Consider the following 24,876-nt stretch of genomic DNA (forward strand, 5'->3'; position numbering starts at 1 on the left):
CGGGTAACGATGATGATATTACAGCACCATACGGACGATTTCGATATTGCCCAGCTCTTCGTAAAGCGTCTCGACCTGCTCAATGTGAGTGGCATTGATGGTAATGGACACCGAGTGGTAATTGCCTTTGCTGCTTGGCTTTATCTGTGGAGAGTAGTCACCTGGCGCATGGCGCTGTACCACTTCAACCACCAGGTCAACCAGCTCAGGTTTCGCCAGACCCATCACTTTGTAAGTAAATGGTGTAGGGAATTCAAGCAGTTCGTTCAGTTTGGTTTTCATGTCAGCTCCAGAGTTAAAAAAGAACAACTCCCGCTTCTGGGCGGGAGTTGTTTTTGCTATGCATATTATATGGGGATGGAAATCACACTTTCAAGTGGGTGATTTTTAACCAAACCAGTGATGGAACATTAACTTAATGTAATCAATGATATTGCCGAAGAAGTTGCCTTCAGGGATTTCCTGCAATACCACCAGAGGACGTTGATCGATAACTTTACCGTCCAGCTGGAAGTTAATGGTGCCCACAACCTGGTTTTTCTGCAGCGGTGCGTGCAGTTCACTGTTGGTCAGCACGTAGCTGGCCTTCAGATCCTTCATGCGGCCACGTGGAATGGTCAGGTAAACGTCTTTATCCACACCCAGGGAAGCACGGTCGGTGTTGCCGAACCAGGCTGGCTCTGACGCAAACTCTTTGCCGGCTTTAATTGGGTTAACGGTTTCAAAGAAGCGGAAGCCCCAGGTCAGTAATTTTTTGCTCTCGGTCTCGCGGCCTTTATAGGTGCGACCGCCCATTACGGCGGAAACGAGGCGCATCTGGCCTTCGGTCGCTGAGGCAACCAGGTTATAACCTGCTTTATCGGTATGGCCGGTTTTAATGCCGTCAACGTTCAGGCTGTTGTCCCACAGCAGGCCGTTACGGTTCATCTGGCGAATACCGTTAAAGGTAAATTCTTTTTCTTTATAGATGGTGTACTCATTCGGTACGTCGCGGATAAGCGCCTGACCGATAAGCGCCATATCGCGCGCAGAGCTGTACTGACCATCAGCATCCAGGCCATGAACGGTCTGGAAGTGGGTGTTTTTCAGGCCTAACTGAGTGACATAGTTGTTCATCAGACCGACGAAGGAGTCCTGACTGCCGGCGACATAATCGGCCATTGCCACGCAGGCATCGTTGCCAGATTGCAGGTTAATCCCGCGAATCAGCTGCGACACCGGCACCTGCATTCCTGGCTTCAGGAACATCAGTGAGGAGCCTTTGAACACAGGGTTACCGGTAGCCCAGGCATCGTTACCAATGGTCACCAGATCGGATTCTTTGAATTTACCCGCTCTCATTGCCTGACCGATGACGTAGCTGGTCATCATTTTGGTCAGGCTCGCAGGGTCGCGGCGGGAATCCGCATTCTGTTCTGCCAGCACTTTGCCAGAGTTGTAATCGATAAGGATGTAGGACTCCGCATCAATCTGCGGAACGCCTGGGATCATGGTTTTGATGTTCAGGTCATCGGCGTGGGCAGCGGAGGTCAGAGCTGCTACTGAAAGCGCCGGAATAAGTAAGCGTGCGAGGAAAGAGGTCTTCATGGTCAGAACAACGACGTCCGTGATGGAGTTAAAAAAGTGCCTTACTATAACAAATGCCCTTCAGACAGGCATCCGACATCGCATATGACTTTGTTAATGACTTTTACATTTGCGAAAAATCGGACGCCGCTGAGCACGTTAGTTGGCGTGTGTAATAAACGATTGCAGCTGCGCTTCGCTCTGCAAACGTTGCTGGATGGTACTGGCCTCGCCTTTACTGGCGAATGGACCAAGTTGAATACGCCAGACCGCGCCGTTTTGCGTCACGCGACCCGGTACGGAGAATTGCTGGCTCAAACGCTGCTGGTACTGCTGGGCACGCGTTTGGTCGCTCACCGCGCCAACCTGGACGACATAATCGCCGGTGGAGGCTGCCGTGGTTGCTGCCGGTGCGGCTACGGCCGCAGCGGGTGCTGTGCTTGCTGGCGCGGTTACCGGGGCTGCCGTTTGTGCTGGAGTCGTGACCGCCGGAGCACTCTCTTCCAGCACGCCGCTATTCAGTGGCGTTGGGGCACCGAGGAAACCGCCGCTTTTCACTGGCGCACCATCACCGCTGCTGGTGGCGGTTAGCGTATCGTTGCTGATAGCACGCACATCACCCTGCGGAGCCGCTGCCTGTGGAGCAGAGGAGACGCTACCCATGCCACCGCTCAAATCAGGGCGGCTCGGTAGCGCGTAAGTCTGCTTGGCTACCGTCGTACAGGCCATGCCTGGACCCGAAAGCGAACCATCCTGGGCAACGATGATGGGATCGATGCGAACTTTGGTGTTGTTTGAGTTATTGAGGCGATCGGCCGCGGCACGAGAAAGCGAAATCACACGATCGTTGCCGTACGGGCCACGATCGTTAATGCGCACTACGATCATGCGACCGTTGGCGAGGTTGGTGATCCGCGCATAGCTCGGGATGGGCAGCGTTGGATGCGCAGCGGTTAGCTGATTCGGATCGAATGCTTCACCGCTGGCCGTCAAATTACTGCCGGGCTCGGCATCATAGATTGCCGCAAAACCCGCCTGGCTGAATTTTGACGCATCTTGCACAATTTTGTATTTCTTGCCGTCGCGTTCATAGTCCTGATTGGCGGTCGCATTCAGGGGTTCAAAGCGTGGATCGGCCCCGCTGATTTCGACTACCGGGCCATTACATACCGCAGGTTGTGGTGCGGAAACGGTCTGTTGTTGAACATCATTACTCGAACAAGCCGCCAGCAGCCCTGCCGCTATGCAGATCCCAAGCCATTGCTTACGCATTGAGCACCCCTTAGACGCTTTTTGACAACATTTTTCTGTGGGTATGTATCGACATCACGATACCGAACCCGGCCATCAGTACGATCAGGGCAGACCCCCCGTAGCTGACCAACGGTAGCGGAACGCCTACCACCGGCAAGATGCCACTTACCATACCAATATTTACGAAGACATAAACGAATAAAATCAGCATCAAACCGCCTGCCATCACGCGGCCAAAGGTGGTTTGCGCCTGGGCGGCAATCCATAGGCCGCGCATAATCAAAAGCACATAGAGTGCGAGCAGAATCAGTATGCCGATAAGTCCCAGCTCTTCAGCCAGTACCGCAAAGATAAAGTCAGTGTGGCGTTCAGGTAAGAATTCCAGTTGCGACTGTGTTCCGTGTAGCCAACCTTTCCCGCGCAGGCCACCTGAGCCAATGGCAATTTTGGACTGAATAATGTGATAGCCCGCGCCGAGCGGGTCGGATTCTGGGTCGAGCAGCATCATCACGCGCTGGCGCTGATAATCGTGCATCAGGAAGAACCACAAAATCGGGATAAAGGCGGCAACCAGCAGCACGGCTACCAGAATCAAGCGCCAGCTTAGCCCCGCCAGGAACAGTACGAACAGGCCGGAAAGGGCAACAAGAATCGAGGTGCCGAGGTCAGGCTGTGCGGCGACCAGCAGGGTCGGCATGAAAATCAGTACCAGCGCAATGCCGGTATTTTTCAGCGACGGTGGGCAGACATCGCGGTTGATAAAGCGCGCTACCATCAGCGGTACGGCAATTTTGGCAATTTCTGATGGCTGGAAACGGACAATACCGAGGTCGAGCCAGCGCTGTGCCCCTTTCGAAATTGCGCCAAAGGCGTCAACTGCGACGAGCAAAATAATACAGAAGATATACAGCCATGGCGCCCAGCCTTCGTACACGCGAGGCGGGATCTGCGCCATGACGACCATAATCACCAGACCCATCGCAATCTGGCCGATTTTACGTTCCGTCATCCCCATATCCTGGCCGCTGGCGCTCCAGATAACCAGCGCGCTATAAGTCAGCAGCGCCAACAGGATCAGTAGCATGGCAGGGTCGATATGGATTTTATTCCAGAACGAGCGTTTGTTCGGATTATCCGTCATAGTTATTGGTCCTCCGACGCGGTGGCCGCTGGGTTTTCTGTCGGCAGTTCGGTGTTATTGTCGCCCAGCATGATGTGGTCAAGGATCTGACGCATGATGGTACCGACCGCCGGGCCTGCGCCGCCGTTCTCTAAAATGATAGCAACTGCGACCTGCGGATCGTTATATGGCGCAAAGGCAGTCATCAGCTTGTGGTCACGTAAACGCTCAGCAATACGGTGAGCATTGTAGGTTTCGTTGGCCTTCAGGCCGAAGACCTGTGCGGTACCGGACTTAGCCGCGATTTTATACGGTGCGCTGGCAAAATATTTGTGCGCGGTACCGTTGCCACGGTTAGCCACGCCGTACATGCCGTCTTTGGCAATTTCCCAGTAGCCGGAATGAATGTCACCAATCGGCGGCTCCTGCGGCTGGATCCACGGGACTTTTTTCCCTTCTTCCACGGTGCTGGCCAGCAGATGAGGCGTTTTGATGATGCCATCGTTTATCAGGATCATCAGCGCTTTACTCATCTGGATAGGCGTTGCCGTCCAGTAGCCTTGGCCGATACCGACCGGAATGGTATCCCCCTGATACCACGGCTTTTTAAAACGTTTTAACTTCCACTCACGGGTCGGCATGTTACCGGAGCGCTCTTCCGAAAGGTCGATGCCGGTATAGTCGCCGTAGCCAAATTTACTCATCCATTCGGATAGGCGGTCGATCCCCATGTCGTAGGCGACCTGATAGAAAAAGGTATCCGCGGATTCTTCCAGCGCTTTGGTGACGTTCAGGTGGCCGTGGCCCCATTTTTTCCAGTCACGATAGCGTTTGTCGGAACCCGGAAGCTGCCACCAACCTGGGTCAAACAGGCTGGTATTACGGTTAATCACGCCTGCACTCATCGCGGACACAGCCACGTAAGGTTTGACCGTCGATGCTGGAGGGTAGACTCCCTGCGTGGCACGGTTAACCAGCGGCGTATTCGGGTCGTTCAGCAGACCGCTGTAATCCTTACTGGAGATGCCATCAACAAACAGGTTCGGGTCGTAGCTTGGCATGGAAACCAGCGCCAGAATGCTGCCATTACGCGGATCCGTCACGACGACGGCAGCACGGCTGCCTGCTAGCAGTGTTTCAATGTACTGCTGGAGCTTCAGGTCGAGGGTCAGATAAATATCATGCCCGGCCTGCGGCGGCACCTCTTTTAGCTGACGGATAACGCGGCCGCGGTTGTTAACTTCAACCTCTTCATAGCCTGTTTGACCGTGGAGCATGTCTTCGTAAAAACGTTCGATACCGAGCTTGCCAATATCGTGTGTTGCCGCATAGTTGGCCAGTTTGCCGTCTTTATCCAGTCTGTCGACGTCTTTATCGTTAATTTTTGAGACATAGCCGATAACGTGGGTGAGGGCGGAACCGTACGGATAGAAGCGGCGCTTGTAGCCTTTTACCTCAACGCCCGGAAAGCGATATTGGTTGACGGCAAAGCGCGCCACCTGCACTTCCGTGAGGTTGGTTTTCAATGGAATAGAGGTGAAGCGGTGTGAACGGGCGCGCTCTTTTTTAAACGCAGCAATATCGTCATCAGAGAGATCGACAACGTCGCGCAGACCGTCAATCGTCTGCTGCACGCTATCGACTTTCTCCGGCATGATCTCTAACTGGTAGATGGTGCGGTTCAGCGCCAGCGGAGTGCCGTTGCGATCGTAGATGATGCCGCGGCTGGGTGCGATGGGCACCAGCTTAATGCGGTTTTCATTAGAACGCGTCTGGTAGTCAGTAAAGCGAACGATCTGCAAATTGTAGAGATTGGCAATCAGCACGCCGGTCAGCAGCAAAATTCCCAAAAAAGCGACCACAGCCCGGCGCACAAAAAGCGCGGACTCTGCCGTATAGTCGCGAAAAGAATTCTGTAGTTTCATTCGCTGCTTAATCTACCCTGGTCATCATTACTCGCGGTGGTAAGGGTGGTTGGTGGTGATACTCCACGCCCGATAGAGGCTTTCCGCAACCAGCACGCGCACCAGCGGGTGAGGTAACGTTAATGTGGAGAGAGACCAACTTTGTTCTGCTGCGGCCTTGCATGCTGGAGAAAGACCTTCAGGACCGCCAATCAGCAAGCTGACGTCACGACCATCCTGCTTCCAGCGCTCCAGCTCGCGAGCAAGCTGAGGCGTATCCCATGGTTTTCCTGGGATATCCAGCGTGACGATACGATTTTTTCCTGCGGCGGCGAGCATCAGCTCGCCTTCTTTATCCAGAATACGTTTGATGTCCGCATTCTTGCCGCGCTTGCCGGCAGGAATTTCCACCAGTTCGAACGGCATATCTTTCGGAAAACGACGAAGGTATTCGGTAAAACCGGTTTGTACCCAATCCGGCATTTTGGTGCCGACGGCGACCAACTGCAGCTTCACAACTTAACTCCAGAGCTTTTCCAGTTCATACAGGCGACGGCTTTCTTCCTGCATAACGTGGACAATGACATCGCCTAAATCGACAACGATCCAGTCGGCAACGTTTTCGCCTTCAACGCCCATCGGCAGCAGACCGGCAGCACGAGATTCCTGTACCACATGATCGGCAATAGACATAACGTGGCGGCTGGAGGTACCGGTGCAAATAATCATGCAGTCGGTGATGCTGGATTTACCGTGAACATCGATGGAGACGATATCCTGACCTTTCAAATCATCAATTTTGTCGACAACAAAATCCTGGAGTTCTTTACCCTGCAAGTGTTCCCCCTGGGGTGTGAAGATAAACAATATAAAACAGCCCAACAGTATACCCGAACTGAAATTAATGTCGGGACAAAAAAACACCTATCGGCGTTCTGGCGGGCTATCATCCCATTCCTTAATGCCGATTGCATCGCCATTTTTGTAAAACAATTGCTGTCTACAAGTGCTGGAGGGGGATGTTTCAGGCTGCGGAGAATAACAGTCTATTTATGCGTGTCAATGGGTTGGCGGATCTCAGTGGCAGAAATACGTTTTATCCTTCGCTTGGCGTCCAGATAGCTCTGCTATTGAGCACGCGCAGCGTGACGAACTGTGCGTGAAAATCAATGACGCTCCATGCTCCGTGATCGATACGAAAATGCCACATGCTGGCGGTTGGCATCCCTAACAATAAGGCGGTCAGGAGGCTAAGCACTCCCTGATGGCTAACAATGAGCAGATTTTTATCATCATAATCAGCAAGCTCATCGGCAAATGCCTTCACGCGCAGGGAGAAATCGGGAAAGCCCTCGCCGTTGGTCGGGGCCGCATGCTGCCAGTCGGCGCACCAGGCATCATAGTTTGCTTTATCTTCAACCTGCAGGTCGCGATGGTGGCGCATCTCCCAGTCGCCGAAAAACATCTCGTTTAACAGCGGATGAGCCGTCATAGGCAACTGACGGTCGCCGAGCAGCAGGCGTGCGGTATGCTGAGTGCGTTCAAGTTCACTGCACAACACCCGGTCAAACGGAACCTGCTGTAGCATTTCGCCGAGACGACGTGCCTGGGCTTGGCCTTTATCAGTGAGTGGAGTAGGAGAGTGGCCACTGTATAGCCCGGCAACGTTGGCTTCGGTTTCGCCATGGCGTACTAACCAGAGTTTCATGATGCCAGTCCCCTTAAGAAGACGCTACGCGCCGTGGTGATAGAGCCCTTGCTGCATAATATAAGTGAGCACGGCTTCTGGCATCATCTCTTCACACGATTCATCGCGCTCCAGTCGTTCCCGGATGAGGGTGGCCGAGACGTCAAACCAAGGAGTTTCTGCAAGGTAGATTTTACCCGCCGGCTGATTATGTAACTCTTCAATGTTGCTGGTGAGATGTTGGTCGAGCCACTGCTGATGTTCTTCCTGAGCCATGGTGAGAGGGTAACCTGGGCGGCGGGTAACCAGCAGATGGGTGTTGTCGAGAATCGTCTCGTAGCGATGCCAGCTTGGAAACGTCAACAGTGAATCCTGGCCGATAATAAAGGCCAGCGGTTTGTCTGGCCCTTGTTCCTGGCGCCACTGTTGCAGGGTATCTGCCGTGAACGATGGTGTGTCCCGGCGCAGTTCGCGCTCGTCTAGTACAAACAGTGGCTTATCGGCGATTGCCAGTTCGACCATCAGTTTACGCTGTTCGCTAGTGGCTTCCGGCTGCGGGCGGTGCGGGGGGACGTTGTTGGGCATAATAATCACCCGAGAGAGACCAATTTGATTCGCCAGAATCTCCACCGGTTTCAGGTGACCATAATGGATGGGATCGAAGGTCCCGCCGAAAAGCGCCTGTAATTTTGCCATATCATCCATCGATAAAAACGTCGGCTAGCGCTTTATGACAAAGCAGCAGCGACAAACTTTCCAGTTCAGCCCAGACTGACTGACCGTAATCTTGTTTCAGGGTAAGTTCTGCGTGGCTCAGCAGAGTGACTGCCTGGCGAAGCTGCGCGCTACTCAGACGGTTAACGGCTTCGCCAACCATTGCCCGGCGGTTTTGCCAGACCCGATGTTTATCAAACAGGGAACGCAACGGCGTGTGTGTGCTATGCCGCTTTAGCGTGACCAGTAGCAGGAGTTCACGTTGCAATGTTCGCAGCAAAATAACCGGTTCACTGCCTTCGAGTCGCAGCTGCTGCAGTATGTGCAGCGCACGTTTGCTTTTTCCGGCCAGTACGGCGTCTACCCAGTGGAACGGCGTAAAGTGCGCGGCGTCGTTGACGGCCTGCTCAACGCGGGGGAGCGTCAGCTTGCCGTCCGGCCACAGCAGCGATAAACGTTCCAGTGCCTGAGCCAATGCCAGAAGATTACCTTCATAGCAGTAACACAGCAGCTGGCTGGCAGGTTCGTCGAGCTGAAGATTATGCTGTTTGGCGCGGTTAGCCAGCCAGCGTGGTAGCTGTGCTTGCTCCGGCGTCTGGCAGTTGATCTGCACAGCGCGGGTCGCAAGCGAGGTCAACCATGCGGCGTTTTCTTGCGCTTTAGTGAGCTTGTTGCCGCGCACGATCAGTAAGAGATCGTCATGCAGTAGACTCACCAGGGTCGCCAGCTGTTCATTGATTGCCGCGTTGGGGCCATTCTCCGGCAGCAGCAGCAACAACGTCTGGCGGCTGGCAAACAGGCTCATGGCCTGACATAGGGAAAACAGCTCCTGCCAATCGGTGCTGGCATCGAGCGTAAAGGTGTGATGTTCGATAAAACCTTCGCCAGCGGCGGCATGCCGGATGGCATCCTGGCTTTCCTGAAGGAAGAGGGGGTCATTACCGAGCAGGAGATACGCCGCGCGCAGCCCTTCAGAGAGCTGCGCGCGGAGTTGTTCTGGGTACAACCGAATCATCAGTTACCCAGAGTCGTTGATACACGAGAGCTGCTGTTCGGCTTGTCGGCCGATGCTTTTGCGCTCTCTTTGACATCAGCGATATGCACGCTTGGCAGCTTACGGATCAGCTGTTCAGCGGCTTTTTGGTACATTTCCTGAACGATCATGCTTTGTTCGTTATCTTTTGCCAGTGCCTTTTGTGGGTTGTCGAAGAATGAACGATACACTTTGGTGGAGATCGGGAAGATATCCTGCCCCGGGATCAGTACCGTAGCATGCGCCGTCATGACCATCTGGTACTCCGCCGTCTGACCATTCTGGAATACGGAAGCGGTATCTTGCGACAGACTTACGTTGCCAAGGCGCAGTGATGGAACATCCTGACGCAGCGTGCTTTGATCGAGCACAGTAATGTCATTGCTCCGTAACTGTTCACGTACCGCACGGCTAAACGGGCCGTTCGGATCGCCAGACTGAAGGATCAAGGTTTTCATTTCGTCGGGTACCTGCGTGGTACTACGCAGGTGCCAGCCGCATCCGGCGGTGACCAGCACCGCCACAGATAACAACAATGTTGTCAGAAATCGCACGCTTCCTCCCGCGCTTAGCCAACGACCAGGTTAAGCAGCTTGCCCGGTACGTAGATGACTTTACGTATGGTCACGCCCTCAAGGTATTTTGCCACCAGGTGTTCCTGGCCTGCACGTTCACGCACTTGTTCTTCGGTCGCATCAACCGCAACGGTGATTTTACCGCGAACTTTACCGTTAACCTGCACGACGACCAGCGTAGTGTTCTCCACCATCGCTTTTTCGTCAGCCACTGGCCACGGTGCGTTGTCGATATCGCCTTCGCCGCCCAGTTCCTGCCACAGAGTAAAGCAGACGTGTGGGGTGAACGGGTTAAGCATGCGCACCACCGCCAGCAGAGCTTCCTGGATCAGTGCACGATCCTGCTCGCCTTCTTGTGGGGCTTTTGCCAGTTTGTTCATCAGTTCCATCACTGCGGCAATCGCGGTGTTGAAGGTCTGACGACGACCGATATCATCGGTCACTTTAGCGATAGTTTTGTGAACATCACGGCGCAGAGCCTGCTGATCTTCGCTCAGTGCTTCGGCGTTGAGCGCAGCAACCGGGCCACGTGCAGTATGCTCATAAACCAATTTCCATACGCGTTTCAGGAAGCGGTTAGCCCCTTCAACACCGGATTCCTGCCATTCCAGCGTCATATCGGCTGGAGATGCGAACATCATGAACAGACGGACGGTATCCGCGCCGTAGCGCTCAACCATCACCTGCGGGTCAATGCCGTTGTTTTTCGACTTGGACATTTTGCTCATGCCGGTATACACCAGCTCATGGCCTTCAGCGTCCTTCGCCTTCACGATACGGCCTTTTTCGTCACGCTCAACGATGGCATCAACTGGTGAAACCCAGTTACGTTCGCCGTTTGCGCCCACGAAGTAGAAGGCATCAGCCAGAACCATGCCCTGACACAGCAGTTGTTTTGCTGGCTCATCAGAGTTAACCAGGCCCGCGTCGCGTATCAGTTTGTGGAAGAAGCGGAAATACAGCAGGTGCATGATGGCGTGTTCGATACCACCAATGTAGATATCAACTGGCAGCCAGTAGTTAGCCGCTTTTGAATCCAGCATGCCTTCCTGATACTGCGGGCAAGTGTAGCGCGCGTAGTACCATGATGATTCCATAAAGGTATCGAAGGTATCGGTTTCACGCAGTGCAGGCATCCCGTTAACGGTGGTTTTTGCCCACTCTGGGTCAGCCTTGATTGGGCTGGTGATACCGTCCATGACCACATCTTCCGGCAGAATAACCGGCAGTTGATCTTCTGGCGTTGGCAGCACGGTGCCGTCTTCCAGGGTGACCATTGGAATTGGTGCACCCCAGTAGCGCTGACGGGATACGCCCCAGTCACGCAGACGGTAGTTTACCTTACGCTCACCGACGCCCATTTCAGCCAGTTTGTCAGCGATGGCGTTAAAGCCAGCTTCATAGCTCAGACCGTCGAATTCGCCGGAGTTAAACAGGGTGCCTTTTTCAGTCAGCGCTTGCTCGGACAGGTCAGGTTTAGAACCATCAGCGGCCAGGATAACCGGCTTGATGTTCAGACCGTATTTGGTCGCAAATTCGTAGTCGCGTTGATCGTGACCCGGAACGGCCATGACTGCGCCTGTGCCGTACTCCATCAGAACGAAGTTAGCGGCCCAGACAGGAATTGCTTCGCCGGTCAGCGGATGAATCGCTTTAAAACCGGTATCGATGCCTTTTTTCTCCATGGTCGCCATATCGGCTTCGGCCACTTTGGTGTTACGGCACTCATCGATGAAGGTTGCCAGCTCTGCGTTGTTGGCAGCAGCTTGCTGGGCCAGAGGGTGACCCGCAGCCACGGCCAGGTAAGTACAACCCATAAAGGTATCTGGACGGGTGGTGTAGACGGTCAGCTTGTCGGCGTAGTCGTTCACGTTGAAGGAGATTTCTACTCCTTCTGAACGGCCAATCCAGTTACGCTGCATCGTTTTCACGGTGTCAGGCCAGTGATCCAGGTTATCCAGATCGCGCAGCAGTTCGTCCGCGTAAGCGGTGATTTTGATGAACCACTGTGGAATTTCTTTACGCTCAACTTTGGTGTCGCAGCGCCAGCAGCAGCCGTCGATAACCTGTTCGTTAGCCAGCACGGTCTGGTCGTTCGGACACCAGTTCACCGCAGAGGTTTTCTTGTAAACCAGGCCTTTTTTATACAGCTCGGTAAAGAATTTCTGCTCCCAGCGATAATACTCCGGAGTGCAGGTCGCCAGCTCGCGGCTCCAGTCATAGCCAAAGCCCAGCATTTTAAGCTGGTTTTTCATGTACGCGATGTTGTCGTAGGTCCAAGGCGCCGGCGCGGTGTTGTTTTTCACTGCTGCGCCTTCAGCCGGCAGGCCGAATGCATCCCAACCGATTGGCTGCAGCACGTTTTTGCCCAGCATACGCTGGTAGCGAGCAATCACATCGCCGATGGTGTAGTTACGGACGTGGCCCATGTGTAGTCGACCAGAAGGATAGGGAAGCATCGACAGGCAGTAATACTTCTCTTTGCTCTCGTCTTCAGTAACTTCAAATGTGCGCTTCTCATCCCAGTGAAGCTGGACTTTCGATTCTATCTCTTCCGGGCGGTATTGCTCTTGCATGGCAGCCAGTGATCCTGTTTTCAATGCAGCTACAAATGTAGCCAGTAGATGTGGTATTTCAGATCCGCATAGCATAGCCCAAACGCTGCCGTCAAAACAGCCTTTCGCACATTACGCGAATGAAAAGCTGTCGGCGTAAATTGTGAACTCTGTGGCGAAGCTGGCAAAGCGAAAAAGAAATAACAGCTACTATTAGAATAGGTTAACCGGCTGGGAGAGGAAACAATGAACAAGGTTGCTCAAATTTACCGTGAACTGGTCGGTACGCTGACCGAACGCCTGCGTAACGGCGAACGCGATATTGATGCATTGGTGATGCAGGCGAGAGCGAAGGTCGCGCAAACCAGCGAGTTAACGCGCACTGAAATTGATGAGTTGATTCGCGCGGTGCGCCGCGATTTAGAAGAGTTCGCCATGAGCTACGGTGAAAGCCAGGAAGATGAGTCCGACAGCGTCTTCTTGCGGGTGATTAAAGAGAGTATCTGGCAGGAGCTGGCCGATATCACCGACAAAACGCAGTTGGAGTGGCGTGAGGTCTTCCAGGATCTGAATCACCATGGCGTGTACCACAGCGGTGAGGTGGTAGGCTTAGGCAATCTGGTGTGTGAGAAATGCCATTACCATCTGGCGGTGTACACGCCGGATGTGCTGCCGCGCTGCCCGAAATGCGGCCATGACCAGTTCCAGAGACGGCCATTCGAACCGTAATCCATTGGGCCGGATAGGGGGTAACGCTATCCGGCCGTGTTTCTGTTAAGCGGGAAGGGGTTAGGCGTAAAATTCCAACCTTTGCGCCAGCAAATCGACAAACTTTTGGCGATCGATATCGACCATCACCTCGGCGTTCGGTGTATTCCTGGTCAGGAAGTAGTAATCCACCACCGTCATCCCCTGGGTGTATTTCCCCTGCGTTTCAACGCCGACCCAGCGCTTCACGGTGGTAAACATCTCCGGCTTTAGCAGCCAGGCAATGGTGCACGGGTCGTGCAATGGCGCGCCAACAAAGCCCCATTTTTCGTCTTTGTGGTATTCCATAAAGAAGTCGAGCAGTTCCGCCACGATGGTGGAAATGGGATTGCCAATGGCACGAAAACGCTCAATATCTTCAGCGTGGATTTGCGCTTTATGCGTGACATCCAGGCCTGCCATCACCACGGGTATGCCTGATTGGAAGACGATTTCCGCCGCTTCCGGGTCGACGTAGATATTGAACTCAGCGGCCGGCGTCCAGTTACCCAGCGCCATCGCTCCGCCCATGATAACGATGCGGGCAATTTTCGCGTGCAGCTCAGGGTGAGCGTTTAATAACAGCGCAACGTTGGTTTGTGGCCCGGTCGACACGATGGTGACCGGCTCACGGCTTTCGCGCAGCGTTTTTGCCATCAGTTCCACGGCGGTCATGTTTTGCGGCATAAATGCGGGTTCTGGCAGCGCAGGGCCATCGAGTCCGCTTTCGCCATGTACGTTATCGGCAATAATCAGCTCACGCATTAATGGCTTAATCGCGCCACCGGCTACGGGAATATCCGTTCGGTTGAGTAGCGTGAGCATCCGCAGCACATTGCGCAGGGTTTTGTCAGGCGTCTGGTTGCCTGCAGAAGAGGTGATGGCCTTGACCTCCAGTTCTGGGGAGGCGAGGGCGAGTACGATAGCAATGGCGTCATCATGACCCGGATCGCAATCAATAATAATTGGCTGTGCCATAGCAGTTCCTTGTCAGCGTTGTTTTGTGACAAGGGTAAGGCTTACATGTGGAATGAACGAGAATGGATACGTTAAAGCGTGATGAAGCGCGCACTCTGCTGAGTGCGCGCGGTCAGATTAGTGCAGGATTTTCGCCAGGAAGTCTTTGGCGCGATCGGATTTCGGGTTCGCGAAGAAGGCTTCTTTTTCGGCGTCTTCGACGATTTTGCCCTCATCCATAAAGATCACTCGGTTAGCCACTTTACGGGCAAAGCCCATCTCGTGGGTTACCACCATCATCGTCATCCCTTCGTGGGCCAGTTCAACCATCACGTCCAGCACTTCGTTGATCATCTCCGGATCGAGCGCAGATGTTGGTTCATCAAAAAGCATCGCTACCGGATCCATACACAGCGCGCGAGCGATTGCCACACGCTGCTGCTGGCCACCAGAAAGCTGGGCCGGAAATTTATTGGCGTGCGCGGAAAGCCCCACGCGATCAAGCAGCTTGAGCCCTTTTTCACGAGCGGCGGCTTTATCGCGCTTCAGGACTTTGACCTGTGCCAGCGTCAGGTTTTCGATGATTGACAGATGCGGGAACAATTCAAAATGCTGGAATACCATGCCAACGTGAGAACGTAGCTTGGCGAGATCCGTTTTCTTATCGTTCACCTGAGTGCCGTTGACCAGAATTTCGCCTTGCTGCACTGGCTCCAGACCGTTTACGGTTTTAATCAACGTGGATTTACCGGAGCCTGATGGTCCGCACACCACCACCACTTCGCCTTTTTTCACTTCCGTGGAGCAGTCGGTCAGCACCTGAAAGTGGCCATACCATTTAGAAACATTTTTCAGGGTAATCATTACACGGTCCTTTTCTTCAAGTAGCTGACCAGCAGCGAGGCGCTAAGGCTAATAACAAAGTAAACAAAACCAGCAAACAGGATCATTTCCACCTGGGTACCATCACGCTCGCCAATGGTTGAGGCGGTACGGAAGAAGTCAGCCAGGCTCAGGACGTATACCAGCGAGGTATCCTGGAACAGTACGATCCCTTGGGTAAGCAGCAGCGGCACCATGGCGCGGAACGCCTGTGGCAAAATGATGAGTTTCATTGACTGCCAGTGGGTCATCCCCAGTGCCAGCGCGGCGCTCGACTGCCCGCGGGAGATACTTTGAATCCCGGCGCGGATAATCTCCGAGTAGTAGGCGGCTTCAAACATCGAAAATGCCACCATCGCCGAAATCAGACGGATATCGCTTTTTGGCGACAGCCCCAGCACGTTTTGCAGAAAACCCGGCACAATCAGATAAAACCACAGCAGTACCATTACCAGCGGTACAGAGCGGAAAACGTTGACGTAGGTTTTGGCAAACCAGGCAATGGGTTTAAATGTCGACAGGCGCATTACCGCAAGGATAGTGCCCCAGACAATACCGATGATAATCGCCGTAACGGTGATTTTTAGCGTGATAACCAGACCTGCCAGCAGGTAGGGCATCGACGGGACGATAGAACTCCAGTCAAATTCGTACATTATTTACCCCCCAAATTGCCCGGCAGGCGGATTTTGCGTTCCACCAGCGCCATCACCAGCATAATCACGGCATTAATCAAAACATACGCTAAGGTGATCGCCGTAAAGGACTCCCAGGCGTGCGCTGAGTAATCCAGCAGCTTGCCGGCCTGAGCAGCCATATCGACCAAACCAATGGTTGAAGCGATGGCTGAGTTCTTCACCAGGTTCATCATTTCAGAAGTCATTGGCGGCACGATAACGCGATAGGCGTTTGGCAGCAGCACATAGCGGTAGGCCTGCGGTAGGGTCAGACCCATCGCCAACGCGGCATTTTTCTGTCCGCGCGGCAGCGATTGAATCGCGGCGCGCACCTGTTCACAGACGCGCGCAGCGGTGAACAGACCCAAACAGATCATTGAGGAGAGGAAGAACTGAATGTTCGGATCCAACTCGGATTTAAACCACATACCGAGATTTTCCGGCAGCAGCTCCGGTACGACGAGATACCAGGTAAAGAACTGCACGATCAGCGGAACGTTACGGAACAGTTCAACGTAGCAAGTGCCCAGTGCGGCTAAAAAGCGATTAGGCACGGTGCGCAGGATGCCAAACAGCGAGCCGACCAGGAAGGCGATAATCCATGCAGTGATAGAAAGCGCCACGGTGACCTGGAAACCGCTCCAGAGCCAGCCGAGATAGGTGGTGTTGCCGAATGGGGCCTGTTGTAAAAAGATACCCCAGTTCCAATCTATGGACATAAATGTACTCCAGAAAAAAAAAGGGTAGCAGGACCCCTGCTACCCTCGAAGATTGTTGAACAGCGTTTTGCGGTATTCAGGCCAGGTGGGGAACGACCACCTGACTTATAGTCTGTCCGTGCTGAGCCACAATCGAGAGGGCAGATTATTCCGCCCTGTTGTTTTAATTAGTTAAGTGCTTTGTCATTTGGCGTTTTGAACAGCGCTTTCATCTCTTCAGACAGCTCGAAGTTCATATTCAGGTTTTTCGGTGGGATTGGGTTTTTGAACCACTTATCAAACCATTTTGCCGCTTCGCCAGAGGTCTGCGCCTGAGCGATGGTATCGTCCATCAGCTTTTTAAAGTCTGGATCGTTTTTACGCAGCATACAGCCGTAGGCTTCCTGAGATTGCGGCTTGCCGACGATCTCCCAGTTGTCCGGTTTTTTGGCTTTCGCACGTTCACCTGCCAGCAGGGCATCATCCATCATAAAGGCCACTGCACGACCGCTTTCCAAAGTACGGAAGGAGTCACCGTGGTCTTTAGCGCTGATGATGCGCATGTTCATTTTTTGTTCGTCATTGAGCTTATGCAGCAGAATTTCAGAGGTGGTACCGGAAGTCACCACGACCGCTTTATCTTTCAGGTCAGCGAAGTCTTTAATCTCACCGCCTTTTTTCACTAACAGACGCGTACCGACCACGAAGATCGTGTCAGAGAAAGCCGCTTGTTTCTGGCGTTCGAGGTTGTTGGTGGTTGAACCACACTCAAAATCGAAGGTGCCGTTTTGCAGCAGTGGGATACGGTTCTGGGAAGTGATAGGAATCAGCTTCACGTCCAGTTTCGGGTTGTTCAGCTTTTTCTTGACGGCTTCAACGATGGCGTTGGAGTAGTCCTGCGAGTAACCGACGACTTTTTGCTGGTTGTCATAATAAGAGAACGGCACGGAAGATTCGCGGTGGCCTACGACAATGACGCCGTTTTTAGCGATTTTATCCAGAGTCGATTGCTGCTGTGCGGCATCGGCTGCAGGCTTTGCGTCTTCTGCATGCGCCAGACCAGCGCTCACACCCAGAACCAGCATGGCGGCGGCCAATTTACGTAATTGCATTTCCAACTCCTTTATCCTCTGCATCGGTAATGATGCATTGATACCCATTGTGAATGTTGTGTTGTTATAGGCTGCACTTTTTGTCAGCAGCGTTATGTGTGTTTGTTAGCATTTAGTTTGGCTTAATGTAAAGATTTTGCTGCGTTATTGTTTATTTTTGCGAAGTGCGCCGCACCGCTTTGAGGCAAAAATAGTCGTTTGCACGATTATGGTGCTACCGATGTCTTTTTGTGGTGCAACTCAGTTGCGCTTTTCAGTGTGATGCAGCCTCTTGATTATATTAAGCAAGTGGCGTGCCAGAATGGCCATTTTGGAGGAGGGGGAAGCCGGTATGGAAAACCCGCCCCGACGACAAACATAACGCATGTCGCTGGGGCGAGTGAATAATGTTAAGACATTAGCGGCGGCGTTGGCGCAGGCTCATCACCAGTGCGCCAAAACCGAACAGGACGGTAATCAGCCACAACGTCCAATCGCCGGTACGCGCATAAGGCGTTAATCCCGTCGTCGGCGTCACCTTCGCCGTCAGTACCTGACGGGTAAACTGCGGGATCATCGCCTGAATTTCACCGCGAGGCCCAATGACAGCGGTAATGCCGTTATTGGTGCTACGCAGCAGCGGACGTGCCAGCTCGAGTGCACGCATTCGCGCCATCTGGAAATGCTGCCACGGGCCGATAGATTTGCCAAACCATGCGTCATTAGAGATGGTCAGCAGGAAGTTCGTGTCCGGGCGGAAGTTATCGCGCACCTGCTGGCCGAGAATAATCTCGTAGCAGATGGCCGCCGTCAGCTTCAGATTATGCGCGTTAAGCTGCGGTTGCACGTAAGGCCCGCGGCTGAATGACGACATCGGCAGATCAAAGAACGGCGCTAATGGGCGCAGAATTGACTCCAGCGGCACAAACTCACCAAACGGCACCAGATGGTTTTTGTTGTAGCGATTCGGCGACTCATAGCTGTACGGACTATCTTTACCCAGCGTAATGATGGTGTTGTAGGTATCGTACCGATTCTGCTTGTTGAGGCGTGAATCGACGATGCCGGTAATCAGCGTGCTATTTTTGGCGCGCAGTAAATCATCCATCATGCTGAGGAAGCGCTGCTGATTAATCTCCAGATCGGGAATGGCAGACTCCGGCCAGATAATCAGCTCTGACTTACCCATCACTTGTTCAGTGGCATCAAGGTAGACTTTGAGCGTATTGAGCAACTGATTTTCATCCCACTTCAGCGCCTGAGGAATATCGCCCTGTACCATGGAAACCTGGGTGGTTTTATCGGTCTGCAGGGTATACCACTGGATATAGCGAAGCGGGAAGGGAAGGGCAAACAATATTATGCCCACCACCAGCGGACGCCAGTTGCGAGTGACCAGTGCCAACGCTAATAGACCGCTTACTGCCATCAACAAGAAGTTAATCGCCCCGACGCCCATCACCGGCGCCAGCCCTTTCAGCGGCCCGTCAATCTGGCTATAGCCGAACTGCAGCCACGGGAAGCCGGTGAGTACCCAACCGCGAAGAAATTCGGTTATCTGCCAGATAACCGGAGCGGCAATCGCCATACGCACCCAGTTGGTTTTCGGCCACAGGCGGGACAAAATGCCGGCAAATAGACCGGTATACAACGAAAGATAAGCGGCCAGCAAAACCACGAGGAAGACGTTGACCGGACCCGGCATGCCGCCAAACTGCGCGATGCTAACGTATACCCAGTTAATGCCGGTACCAAACAGGCCAAAGCCCCAGGCGTAACCAATCGCAGCGGCCTGCACCGGGCGACGGTTTAGCGTCAGCGCCTGCAAACCTAATAGCGAGATTATCGCTGCGGGCCAGATGTCATAAGGAGAAAAAGCCAGCGTACCGCTGGCTCCGAAAAGTAGCGCCAGCAGCAGACGAATGCGCTGGCGTTCAAGCAATGAGGCAAATGCCATGGAGATTATTCATCCAGTTTCGGTTGTGGGGAATCGTCCGGGATTTTAACGTGAACCTGAATAATACGACGGCTATCCGCCATGGCTACCTTAAACTGGTAACCATCGATGTCGATGGTCTCACCGCGCGCAGGCAGGTGACCGAAAGCCTGCATGACCAGACCGCCGATGGTATCGACTTCTTCATCGCTGAAATGCGTGCTGAACGCTTCGTTGAAGTCTTCAATTGACGCCAGCGCGCGTACCGTCCAGGTATGACGGCTGAGCTGACGGAAGTCGATATCGTCTTCTTCGTCATACTCGTCTTCGATTTCCCCGACGATAAGTTCAAGAATGTCTTCAATCGTCACCAGACCCGAGACGCCACCAAACTCATCGATAACGATGGCCATATGGTAGCGCTGGGAGCGGAATTCCTTGAGCATCCGGTCAACCCGTTTGCTTTCCGGCACGACAACCGCGGTGCGTAACACTTTATCCATGCTAAAGGCTTCGGAATCGCTGCGCATAAACGGCAGCAGGTCCTTGGCCATCAGGATCCCTTCAATGTGATCTTTGTCCTCGCTGATAACCGGGAAACGCGAGTGGGCGGACTCAATGATGACATCGAGACATTCGTCCAGGGTCTGGTTGCGTTTCAGGGTGATCATTTGGGAGCGTGGGATCATGATATCGCGGACGCGTTGGTCGGCAATATCCATCACCCCTTCAAGCATATCGCGCGTATCTTCATCGATAAGCTCGTTCTGCCCGGAATCACGGATCAGCGCCAGGAGATCGTCACGGTTTTTCGGTTCACCGTGGAAGAGCTGGCTGAGTAAGAGGGAGAAGAATCCCTTTTTGCTGTTTACTGTGTCACTACTGTGTGAATTGTCGTCGCTCATGGCGTCGTTTGGGTTCTCATGTTGGTTTAACTGTCGCTCGTCGCGCGTAAATTCAGCGCCGGACGGCATGTATAAGAATCGGGCCGTAGCCCGATGCTTTATTCTTTCTCGGAAATGTACGGATCCTCATAGCCTAGAGCAAGCATTATCTCTGTCTCGAGGCTTTCCATCTCTTCCGCTTCTTCATCTTCGATATGGTCATAGCCCAGTAAATGTAGGCTCCCGTGGACGACCATATGCGCCCAGTGGGCCTCCAACGGCTTGTCCTGCTCGACGGCTTCTTGTTCAACTACCTGACGACAGATGATCAGATCGCCCAGTAGCGGCATTTCCATGCCCGGAGGCGCTTCGAACGGAAATGACAGCACATTGGTGGGTTTGTCCTTACCGCGGTAGGTGAGGTTCAGTTCGTGGCTTTCTGCCGTATCGACCAGGCGAATCGTCACTTCTGACTCTTCCTGGAATTGGGGAACCACGGCATCAAGCCATTTCTGGAACTGACTTTCTTCTGGCAGACCGGTGTTATCTTCACAGGCCAACTGGAGATCGAGGATCACCTGACTCATTTCTGCTCCTGCGCCTGAGCTTCGCGTTTACGTTCCGCAGCCTGCTCGGCTTTACGTTTCTGATCGGCTTCTTCCCACGCCTCATAGGCATTAACGATACGGGCAACGACCGGGTGGCGCACCACGTCTTCGCTGTGGAAGAAGTTAAAGCTAATTTCATCGACTTCAGCCAGCACTTCAATGGCGTGGCGGAGACCGGACTTGGTGCTACGCGGCAGGTCAATCTGGGTGATATCGCCGGTAATGACCGCTTTTGAGTTAAAGCCAATACGGGTCAGGAACATCTTCATCTGTTCGATGGTGGTGTTCTGGCTCTCATCGAGGATGATAAACGCATCGTTTAGTGTACGGCCGCGCATGTAGGCCAGCGGAGCCACTTCAATCACGTTGCGCTCCATCAGCTTCTCAACTTTTTCAAAGCCAAGCATCTCGAACAGCGCGTCATACAGCGGGCGCAAATACGGGTCAACTTTCTGGCTGAGATCGCCCGGCAGGAAGCCGAGCTTTTCACCGGCTTCTACCGCTGGACGGGTTAGCAGAATACGACGAATCTCCTGGCGTTCCAGCGCATCGACCGCGGCGGCAACGGCAAGATACGTTTTACCGGTACCCGCCGGCCCCACGCCGAAGGTGATGTCGTGATCAAGAATATGGGCAATATACTGCGCCTGGTTCGGCGTACGCGGTTTAATCACCCCACGCTTGGTTTTGATATTGATAGCTTTGCCGTACTCCGGCACGCTTTCCGCGCTCTGTTCCAGTACGCGCGCTTCTTTAATTGCCAGATGAATCTGCTCAGGCTCAATGTCCTGAATCTGGCCGCGCATTGGGGCGGTATCAACATACAGGCTGCGCAGAATATCGGCAGCGGCGGTCACGCAGATGGCGCGTCCCGTCAGTTTGAAATGGTTATCGCGGCGGTTGATTTCGATGCCCAGTCGTCGCTCCAGCTGTTTGATATTGTCATCAAACGGGCCACACAGGCTCAGCAGACGGGCATTGTCGACTGGCTCCAGGATAATTTCGCGAGTGTCTATGTTCAAACTGTTCCTCTTATGCATGAGTTGCCGGAAGACAAGCATTTACCGGCTGATAAAGGAATTATTCACGCCGTTGTAAAAAGGCGCAAGCATTGCAATAAATATGGGGATGGTAGGAGGAAATACAAGGCCCGCCAGAGTAGACGGGCCATGAAGATTAAGGCTGATAAACGCCGACGCCAAGGTCGTTTTCTTTACGGGTGCGGGCAATCACCGATTCCGGCGACTCCACCACGCGCAGGCCCATTTCCTCTTCGGTACGCACCAGTTTGCCGCGCAACGAGTTGGTATAGACATCAACGATCTCGACATCGACGAATTTACCAATCATATCCGGCGTGCCTTCGAAGTTAACCACGCGGTTATTCTCCGTGCGCCCGGTCAGTTCCATAATGCTTTTACGCGAAGTGCCTTCCACCAGAATGCGCTGGACGGTGCCGAGCATCCGGCGACTCCAGGCCATCACCTGCTGGTTAATGCGGTCCTGCAGGATATACAGACGCTGTTTCTTCTCTTCTTCTGGTACATCGTCGACCATATCGGCCGCTGGCGTTCCCGGACGGGCAGAGAAGATAAAGCTGAAGCTCACGTCGAAATTGACCTCACCAATCAGCTTCATGGTTTGCTCAAAGTCCTGGCTGGTTTCACCCGGGAAACCAACGATAAAGTCGGAGCTAATCTGAATATCCGGACGTGCTTCACGCAACTTGCGGATAATCGATTTATATTCCAGCGCGGTATGCGTACGGCCCATCATATTCAGAACACGGTCAGAGCCGCTTTGAATCGGCAGGTGCAGGAAGCTGACCAGTTCCGGCGTATCGCGATACACCTCGATAATATCGTCAGTAAACTCGATAGGGTGGCTGGTGGTGAAACGCACGCGGTCAATGCCGTCAATGGCAGCAACTAAACGTAGCAGCTCGGCAAATGAACCGGTGGTACCGTCGTAATTCTCGCCGCGCCAGGCGTTAACGTTCTGCCCGAGCAGATTCACTTCACGTACGCCCTGTGCTGCCAGCTGGGCGATTTCAAACAGAATGTCGTCACACGGACGGCTGACTTCTTCACCACGGGTATACGGCACCACGCAGTAGGTACAGTATTTGTTGCAACCTTCCATGATGGAGACGAAGGCGGTTGGGCCATCGGCGCGCGGCTCAGGCAGGCGATCGAATTTTTCAATTTCCGGGAAGCTGACGTCGATGATGGGCTTACGGCGATCGCGCATGCCCCGAATGCTGTCGATCATTTCCGGCAGGCGGTGCAGGGTTTGCGGGCCAAAAATGATGTCGACGTAATGGGCCCGCTGACGGATCAATTTACCTTCCTGAGAAGCCACGCAGCCGCCGATGCCGATGATGACGTCCGGTCTTTTCGCCTTAATGAGTTTCCAGCGCCCCAGCTGGTGGAACACTTTTTCCTGTGCCTTCTCACGAATCGAGCAGGTGTTCAGTAGCAGCACGTCGGCTTCATCGGCATTTTCAGTCAGCTGATAGCCGTGAGTGGCGTCCAGCAGATCGGCCATCTTGGATGAATCGTACTCGTTCATCTGACAGCCCCAGGTTTTAATATGGAGTTTTTTTGTCATCGACTTGCTCTTGCTTAATTATTAATCGCCAACATTGCAGGGCGCGTATTGTAATGCTTTGGTGGGGTTGTGACCAGAGTGACGGTTATTCGCCTCAAGTCCGAAAAAGTCCGGTAAACTTGAGGTATTCAGGTTTAAGGATAATAGATGATGACAATTCTACACGCAGATGTTGCCGTCGTTGGCGGCGGAATGGTCGGTGGGGCGTTAGCGTTAGGGCTGGCGCAGAATGGATTTACGGTGACGGTGCTGGAAAAGAGTCCGCCGCCGCCATTTGACCCGTCCTCGCAGCCGGATGTGCGGATTTCAGCCATCAGCGCTTCCTCTGTTTCCTTATTACGGAGTCTTGGCGTCTGGGACGCGGTGCTGGCCATGCGCGCGCACCCATGGCGGAGGCTGGAAACCTGGGAGTGGCAGAATGCGCATGTCGTATTTGATGCCAGCGAGCTGAAACTACCCAATCTCGGTTATATGGTCGAAAACAATGTGCTGCAACTGGCGCTGTGGCAAGCGCTTGAAGCGCATCCGCAGGTCACGCTTTTGCAGGGGACATCCCTTGAGAAAATGCATTCGCAAGGCGAAGGGCAGATTCTGCAACTCGCTGATGCCAGTGAGATCCACGCGAATCTGGTGGTAGGGGCGGATGGTGCGATGTCGCTGGTACGGCAACAGTCCGGCATTGGCACCCATGGTTGGCAGTATCCGCAATCCTGCATGTTGATTACCGTCAAGTGCGAAAACGAACCAGGCGACAGCACGTGGCAGCAGTTTTCACCGACTGGCCCGCGGGCGTTCTTGCCGCTGTGTGATCATTGGGCGTCTTTGGTGTGGTATGACACACCGGCACGTATTCGTCAGCTCCAGTCGCTTGCGATGCCTCAGCTACAGCGCGAAATCGCCGCCCATTTCCCGGAGCGTCTGGGGCTGGCCACACCGGTGGCTTCGGGTGCATTTCCACTGACACGTCGTCACGCGCAGCAATATGTGCAACCGGGGCTGGCGCTGGTCGGCGATGCCGCACACACTATTCATCCGTTGGCGGGGCAGGGGGTGAATTTGGGTTATCGCGACGTGGATGCGCTAGTCGATGTATTGGCGAATGCACGTAGCGTAGGCGAAAGCTGGGCCAGTCTGCCAGTGCTGCAGCGCTATCAGGCGCGCCGACGGGTGGATAATCTTCTGATGCAAAGCGGTATGGATCTTTTCTACGTAGGATTCAGTAACGATTTGGCACCGCTGCGTGTGCTGCGAAACATTGGCCTGATGGCCGCGCAGCGAGCAGGTGTGCTAAAGCGCCAGGCGCTGAAATACGCATTAGGGGTGTAAAGCCAAACCAGTCCCGGGTGAGCGTGGCGATCCCGGGAATGAGTGAATCCAT

Annotated in this window: 24 protein-coding genes; 2 read left to right on the forward strand and 22 right to left on the reverse strand. The window is 53.7% G+C overall.

What is annotated here, in order from left to right:
• Positions 1-18 precede the first annotated feature (18 nt).
• The 12 genes from ybeD to leuS form a co-directional block, all read right to left on the reverse strand.
• A complete protein-coding gene (gene ybeD / locus KP80_RS16840) occupies positions 19-282 on the reverse strand; it encodes a DUF493 family protein YbeD (RefSeq protein WP_035894333.1) in 264 nt (87 codons plus the stop codon).
• 105 nt (positions 283-387) lie between these two features.
• Entirely contained in the window at positions 388-1,587 is a 1,200-nt protein-coding gene (gene dacA / locus KP80_RS16845) for a D-alanyl-D-alanine carboxypeptidase DacA (protein ID WP_052284798.1), read from the reverse strand.
• Between the two features lie 138 nt (positions 1,588-1,725).
• Complete coding sequence (gene rlpA, locus KP80_RS16850; RefSeq protein WP_052284799.1) at positions 1,726-2,838, reverse strand: endolytic peptidoglycan transglycosylase RlpA; 1,113 nt, start codon at positions 2,836-2,838, stop codon at positions 1,726-1,728.
• A gap of 10 nt (positions 2,839-2,848) precedes the next feature.
• The gene (gene mrdB, locus KP80_RS16855) at positions 2,849-3,961 is read right to left on the reverse strand and encodes a peptidoglycan glycosyltransferase MrdB (RefSeq protein WP_052284800.1); all 1,113 of its coding nucleotides are present in this window, start codon (positions 3,959-3,961) and stop codon (positions 2,849-2,851) included.
• Between the two features lie 2 nt (positions 3,962-3,963).
• Positions 3,964-5,865: a peptidoglycan DD-transpeptidase MrdA gene (gene mrdA / locus KP80_RS16860; protein WP_052284801.1), complete on the reverse strand. Its 1,902-nt coding sequence runs from the start codon at positions 5,863-5,865 to the stop codon at positions 3,964-3,966.
• Positions 5,866-5,892: 27 nt separating this feature from the next.
• A complete protein-coding gene (rlmH, locus tag KP80_RS16865) occupies positions 5,893-6,360 on the reverse strand; it encodes a 23S rRNA (pseudouridine(1915)-N(3))-methyltransferase RlmH (protein ID WP_052284802.1) in 468 nt (155 codons plus the stop codon).
• A gap of 3 nt (positions 6,361-6,363) precedes the next feature.
• Complete coding sequence (gene rsfS / locus KP80_RS16870; RefSeq protein ID WP_052284803.1) at positions 6,364-6,681, reverse strand: ribosome silencing factor; 318 nt, start codon at positions 6,679-6,681, stop codon at positions 6,364-6,366.
• 259 nt (positions 6,682-6,940) lie between these two features.
• On the reverse strand, positions 6,941-7,552 hold the full coding sequence (locus tag KP80_RS16875) for an adenosylcobalamin/alpha-ribazole phosphatase (protein ID WP_052284804.1): 612 nt from the start codon (positions 7,550-7,552) through the stop codon (positions 6,941-6,943).
• 24 nt (positions 7,553-7,576) lie between these two features.
• Entirely contained in the window at positions 7,577-8,236 is a 660-nt protein-coding gene (gene nadD / locus KP80_RS16880) for a nicotinate-nucleotide adenylyltransferase (protein WP_052284805.1), read from the reverse strand.
• Positions 8,229-9,260, reverse strand: coding sequence for a DNA polymerase III subunit delta (gene holA, locus KP80_RS16885; RefSeq protein WP_052284806.1), 1,032 nt, complete (start codon positions 9,258-9,260; stop codon positions 8,229-8,231). Before holA ends, nadD begins: the two co-directional genes overlap by 8 nt.
• On the reverse strand, positions 9,260-9,832 hold the full coding sequence (lptE, locus tag KP80_RS16890; RefSeq protein WP_052284807.1) for an LPS assembly lipoprotein LptE: 573 nt from the start codon (positions 9,830-9,832) through the stop codon (positions 9,260-9,262). The genes holA and lptE overlap by 1 nt, the downstream gene beginning before the upstream one ends.
• A 14-nt stretch (positions 9,833-9,846) precedes the next feature.
• Complete coding sequence (leuS, locus tag KP80_RS16895) at positions 9,847-12,429, reverse strand: leucine--tRNA ligase (protein ID WP_156315682.1); 2,583 nt, start codon at positions 12,427-12,429, stop codon at positions 9,847-9,849.
• 225 nt (positions 12,430-12,654) lie between these two features.
• Between leuS and KP80_RS16900 the strand changes: the two genes are divergently transcribed.
• A complete protein-coding gene (locus KP80_RS16900; protein WP_052284809.1) occupies positions 12,655-13,137 on the forward strand; it encodes a zinc ribbon-containing protein in 483 nt (160 codons plus the stop codon).
• A gap of 60 nt (positions 13,138-13,197) precedes the next feature.
• Here the strand turns inward: KP80_RS16900 and rihA are convergent, their stop codons facing one another.
• From rihA to miaB, 10 genes are all read right to left on the reverse strand, one after another.
• Positions 13,198-14,133 carry a pyrimidine-specific ribonucleoside hydrolase RihA gene (gene rihA, locus KP80_RS16905; RefSeq protein ID WP_052284810.1) on the reverse strand — a complete coding sequence of 312 codons (936 nt, stop codon included), beginning with the start codon at positions 14,131-14,133 and terminating at the stop codon, positions 13,198-13,200.
• A gap of 117 nt (positions 14,134-14,250) precedes the next feature.
• Positions 14,251-14,976 (reverse strand): amino acid ABC transporter ATP-binding protein, encoded by a 726-nt coding sequence (locus tag KP80_RS16910; RefSeq protein ID WP_052284811.1) that lies wholly within the window; start codon positions 14,974-14,976, stop codon positions 14,251-14,253.
• Positions 14,976-15,650 carry a glutamate/aspartate ABC transporter permease GltK gene (gltK, locus tag KP80_RS16915; protein WP_052284812.1) on the reverse strand — a complete coding sequence of 225 codons (675 nt, stop codon included), beginning with the start codon at positions 15,648-15,650 and terminating at the stop codon, positions 14,976-14,978. The genes KP80_RS16910 and gltK overlap by 1 nt, the downstream gene beginning before the upstream one ends.
• On the reverse strand, positions 15,650-16,390 hold the full coding sequence (locus tag KP80_RS16920) for an amino acid ABC transporter permease (RefSeq protein WP_052284813.1): 741 nt from the start codon (positions 16,388-16,390) through the stop codon (positions 15,650-15,652). The genes gltK and KP80_RS16920 overlap by 1 nt, the downstream gene beginning before the upstream one ends.
• Positions 16,391-16,557: 167 nt before the next feature.
• On the reverse strand, positions 16,558-17,481 hold the full coding sequence (locus tag KP80_RS16925) for an amino acid ABC transporter substrate-binding protein (protein WP_052284814.1): 924 nt from the start codon (positions 17,479-17,481) through the stop codon (positions 16,558-16,560).
• A 397-nt stretch (positions 17,482-17,878) separates the two neighbouring features.
• Positions 17,879-19,417, reverse strand: a complete 1,539-nt coding sequence (gene lnt, locus KP80_RS16930) for an apolipoprotein N-acyltransferase (RefSeq protein WP_052284815.1) — start codon at positions 19,415-19,417, stop codon at positions 17,879-17,881.
• Positions 19,418-19,422: 5 nt separating this feature from the next.
• Positions 19,423-20,301 (reverse strand): CNNM family magnesium/cobalt transport protein CorC, encoded by an 879-nt coding sequence (gene corC / locus KP80_RS16935; RefSeq protein WP_052284875.1) that lies wholly within the window; start codon positions 20,299-20,301, stop codon positions 19,423-19,425.
• Between the two features lie 98 nt (positions 20,302-20,399).
• The gene (ybeY, locus tag KP80_RS16940; RefSeq protein ID WP_052284816.1) at positions 20,400-20,867 is read right to left on the reverse strand and encodes an rRNA maturation RNase YbeY; all 468 of its coding nucleotides are present in this window, start codon (positions 20,865-20,867) and stop codon (positions 20,400-20,402) included.
• On the reverse strand, positions 20,864-21,910 hold the full coding sequence (locus KP80_RS16945; protein WP_052284817.1) for a PhoH family protein: 1,047 nt from the start codon (positions 21,908-21,910) through the stop codon (positions 20,864-20,866). The genes ybeY and KP80_RS16945 overlap by 4 nt, the downstream gene beginning before the upstream one ends.
• 154 nt (positions 21,911-22,064) lie before the next feature.
• A complete protein-coding gene (gene miaB / locus KP80_RS16950) occupies positions 22,065-23,498 on the reverse strand; it encodes a tRNA (N6-isopentenyl adenosine(37)-C2)-methylthiotransferase MiaB (protein ID WP_052284818.1) in 1,434 nt (477 codons plus the stop codon).
• A gap of 150 nt (positions 23,499-23,648) precedes the next feature.
• Between miaB and ubiF the strand changes: the two genes are divergently transcribed.
• Entirely contained in the window at positions 23,649-24,824 is a 1,176-nt protein-coding gene (gene ubiF / locus KP80_RS16955; protein ID WP_052284876.1) for a 3-demethoxyubiquinol 3-hydroxylase, read from the forward strand.
• Positions 24,825-24,876 lie beyond the last annotated feature (52 nt).

The sequence above is a fragment of the Kluyvera genomosp. 1 genome (assembly GCF_001266615.1).
In the GTDB taxonomy this organism is placed as follows: domain Bacteria; phylum Pseudomonadota; class Gammaproteobacteria; order Enterobacterales; family Enterobacteriaceae; genus Kluyvera; species Kluyvera cryocrescens_A.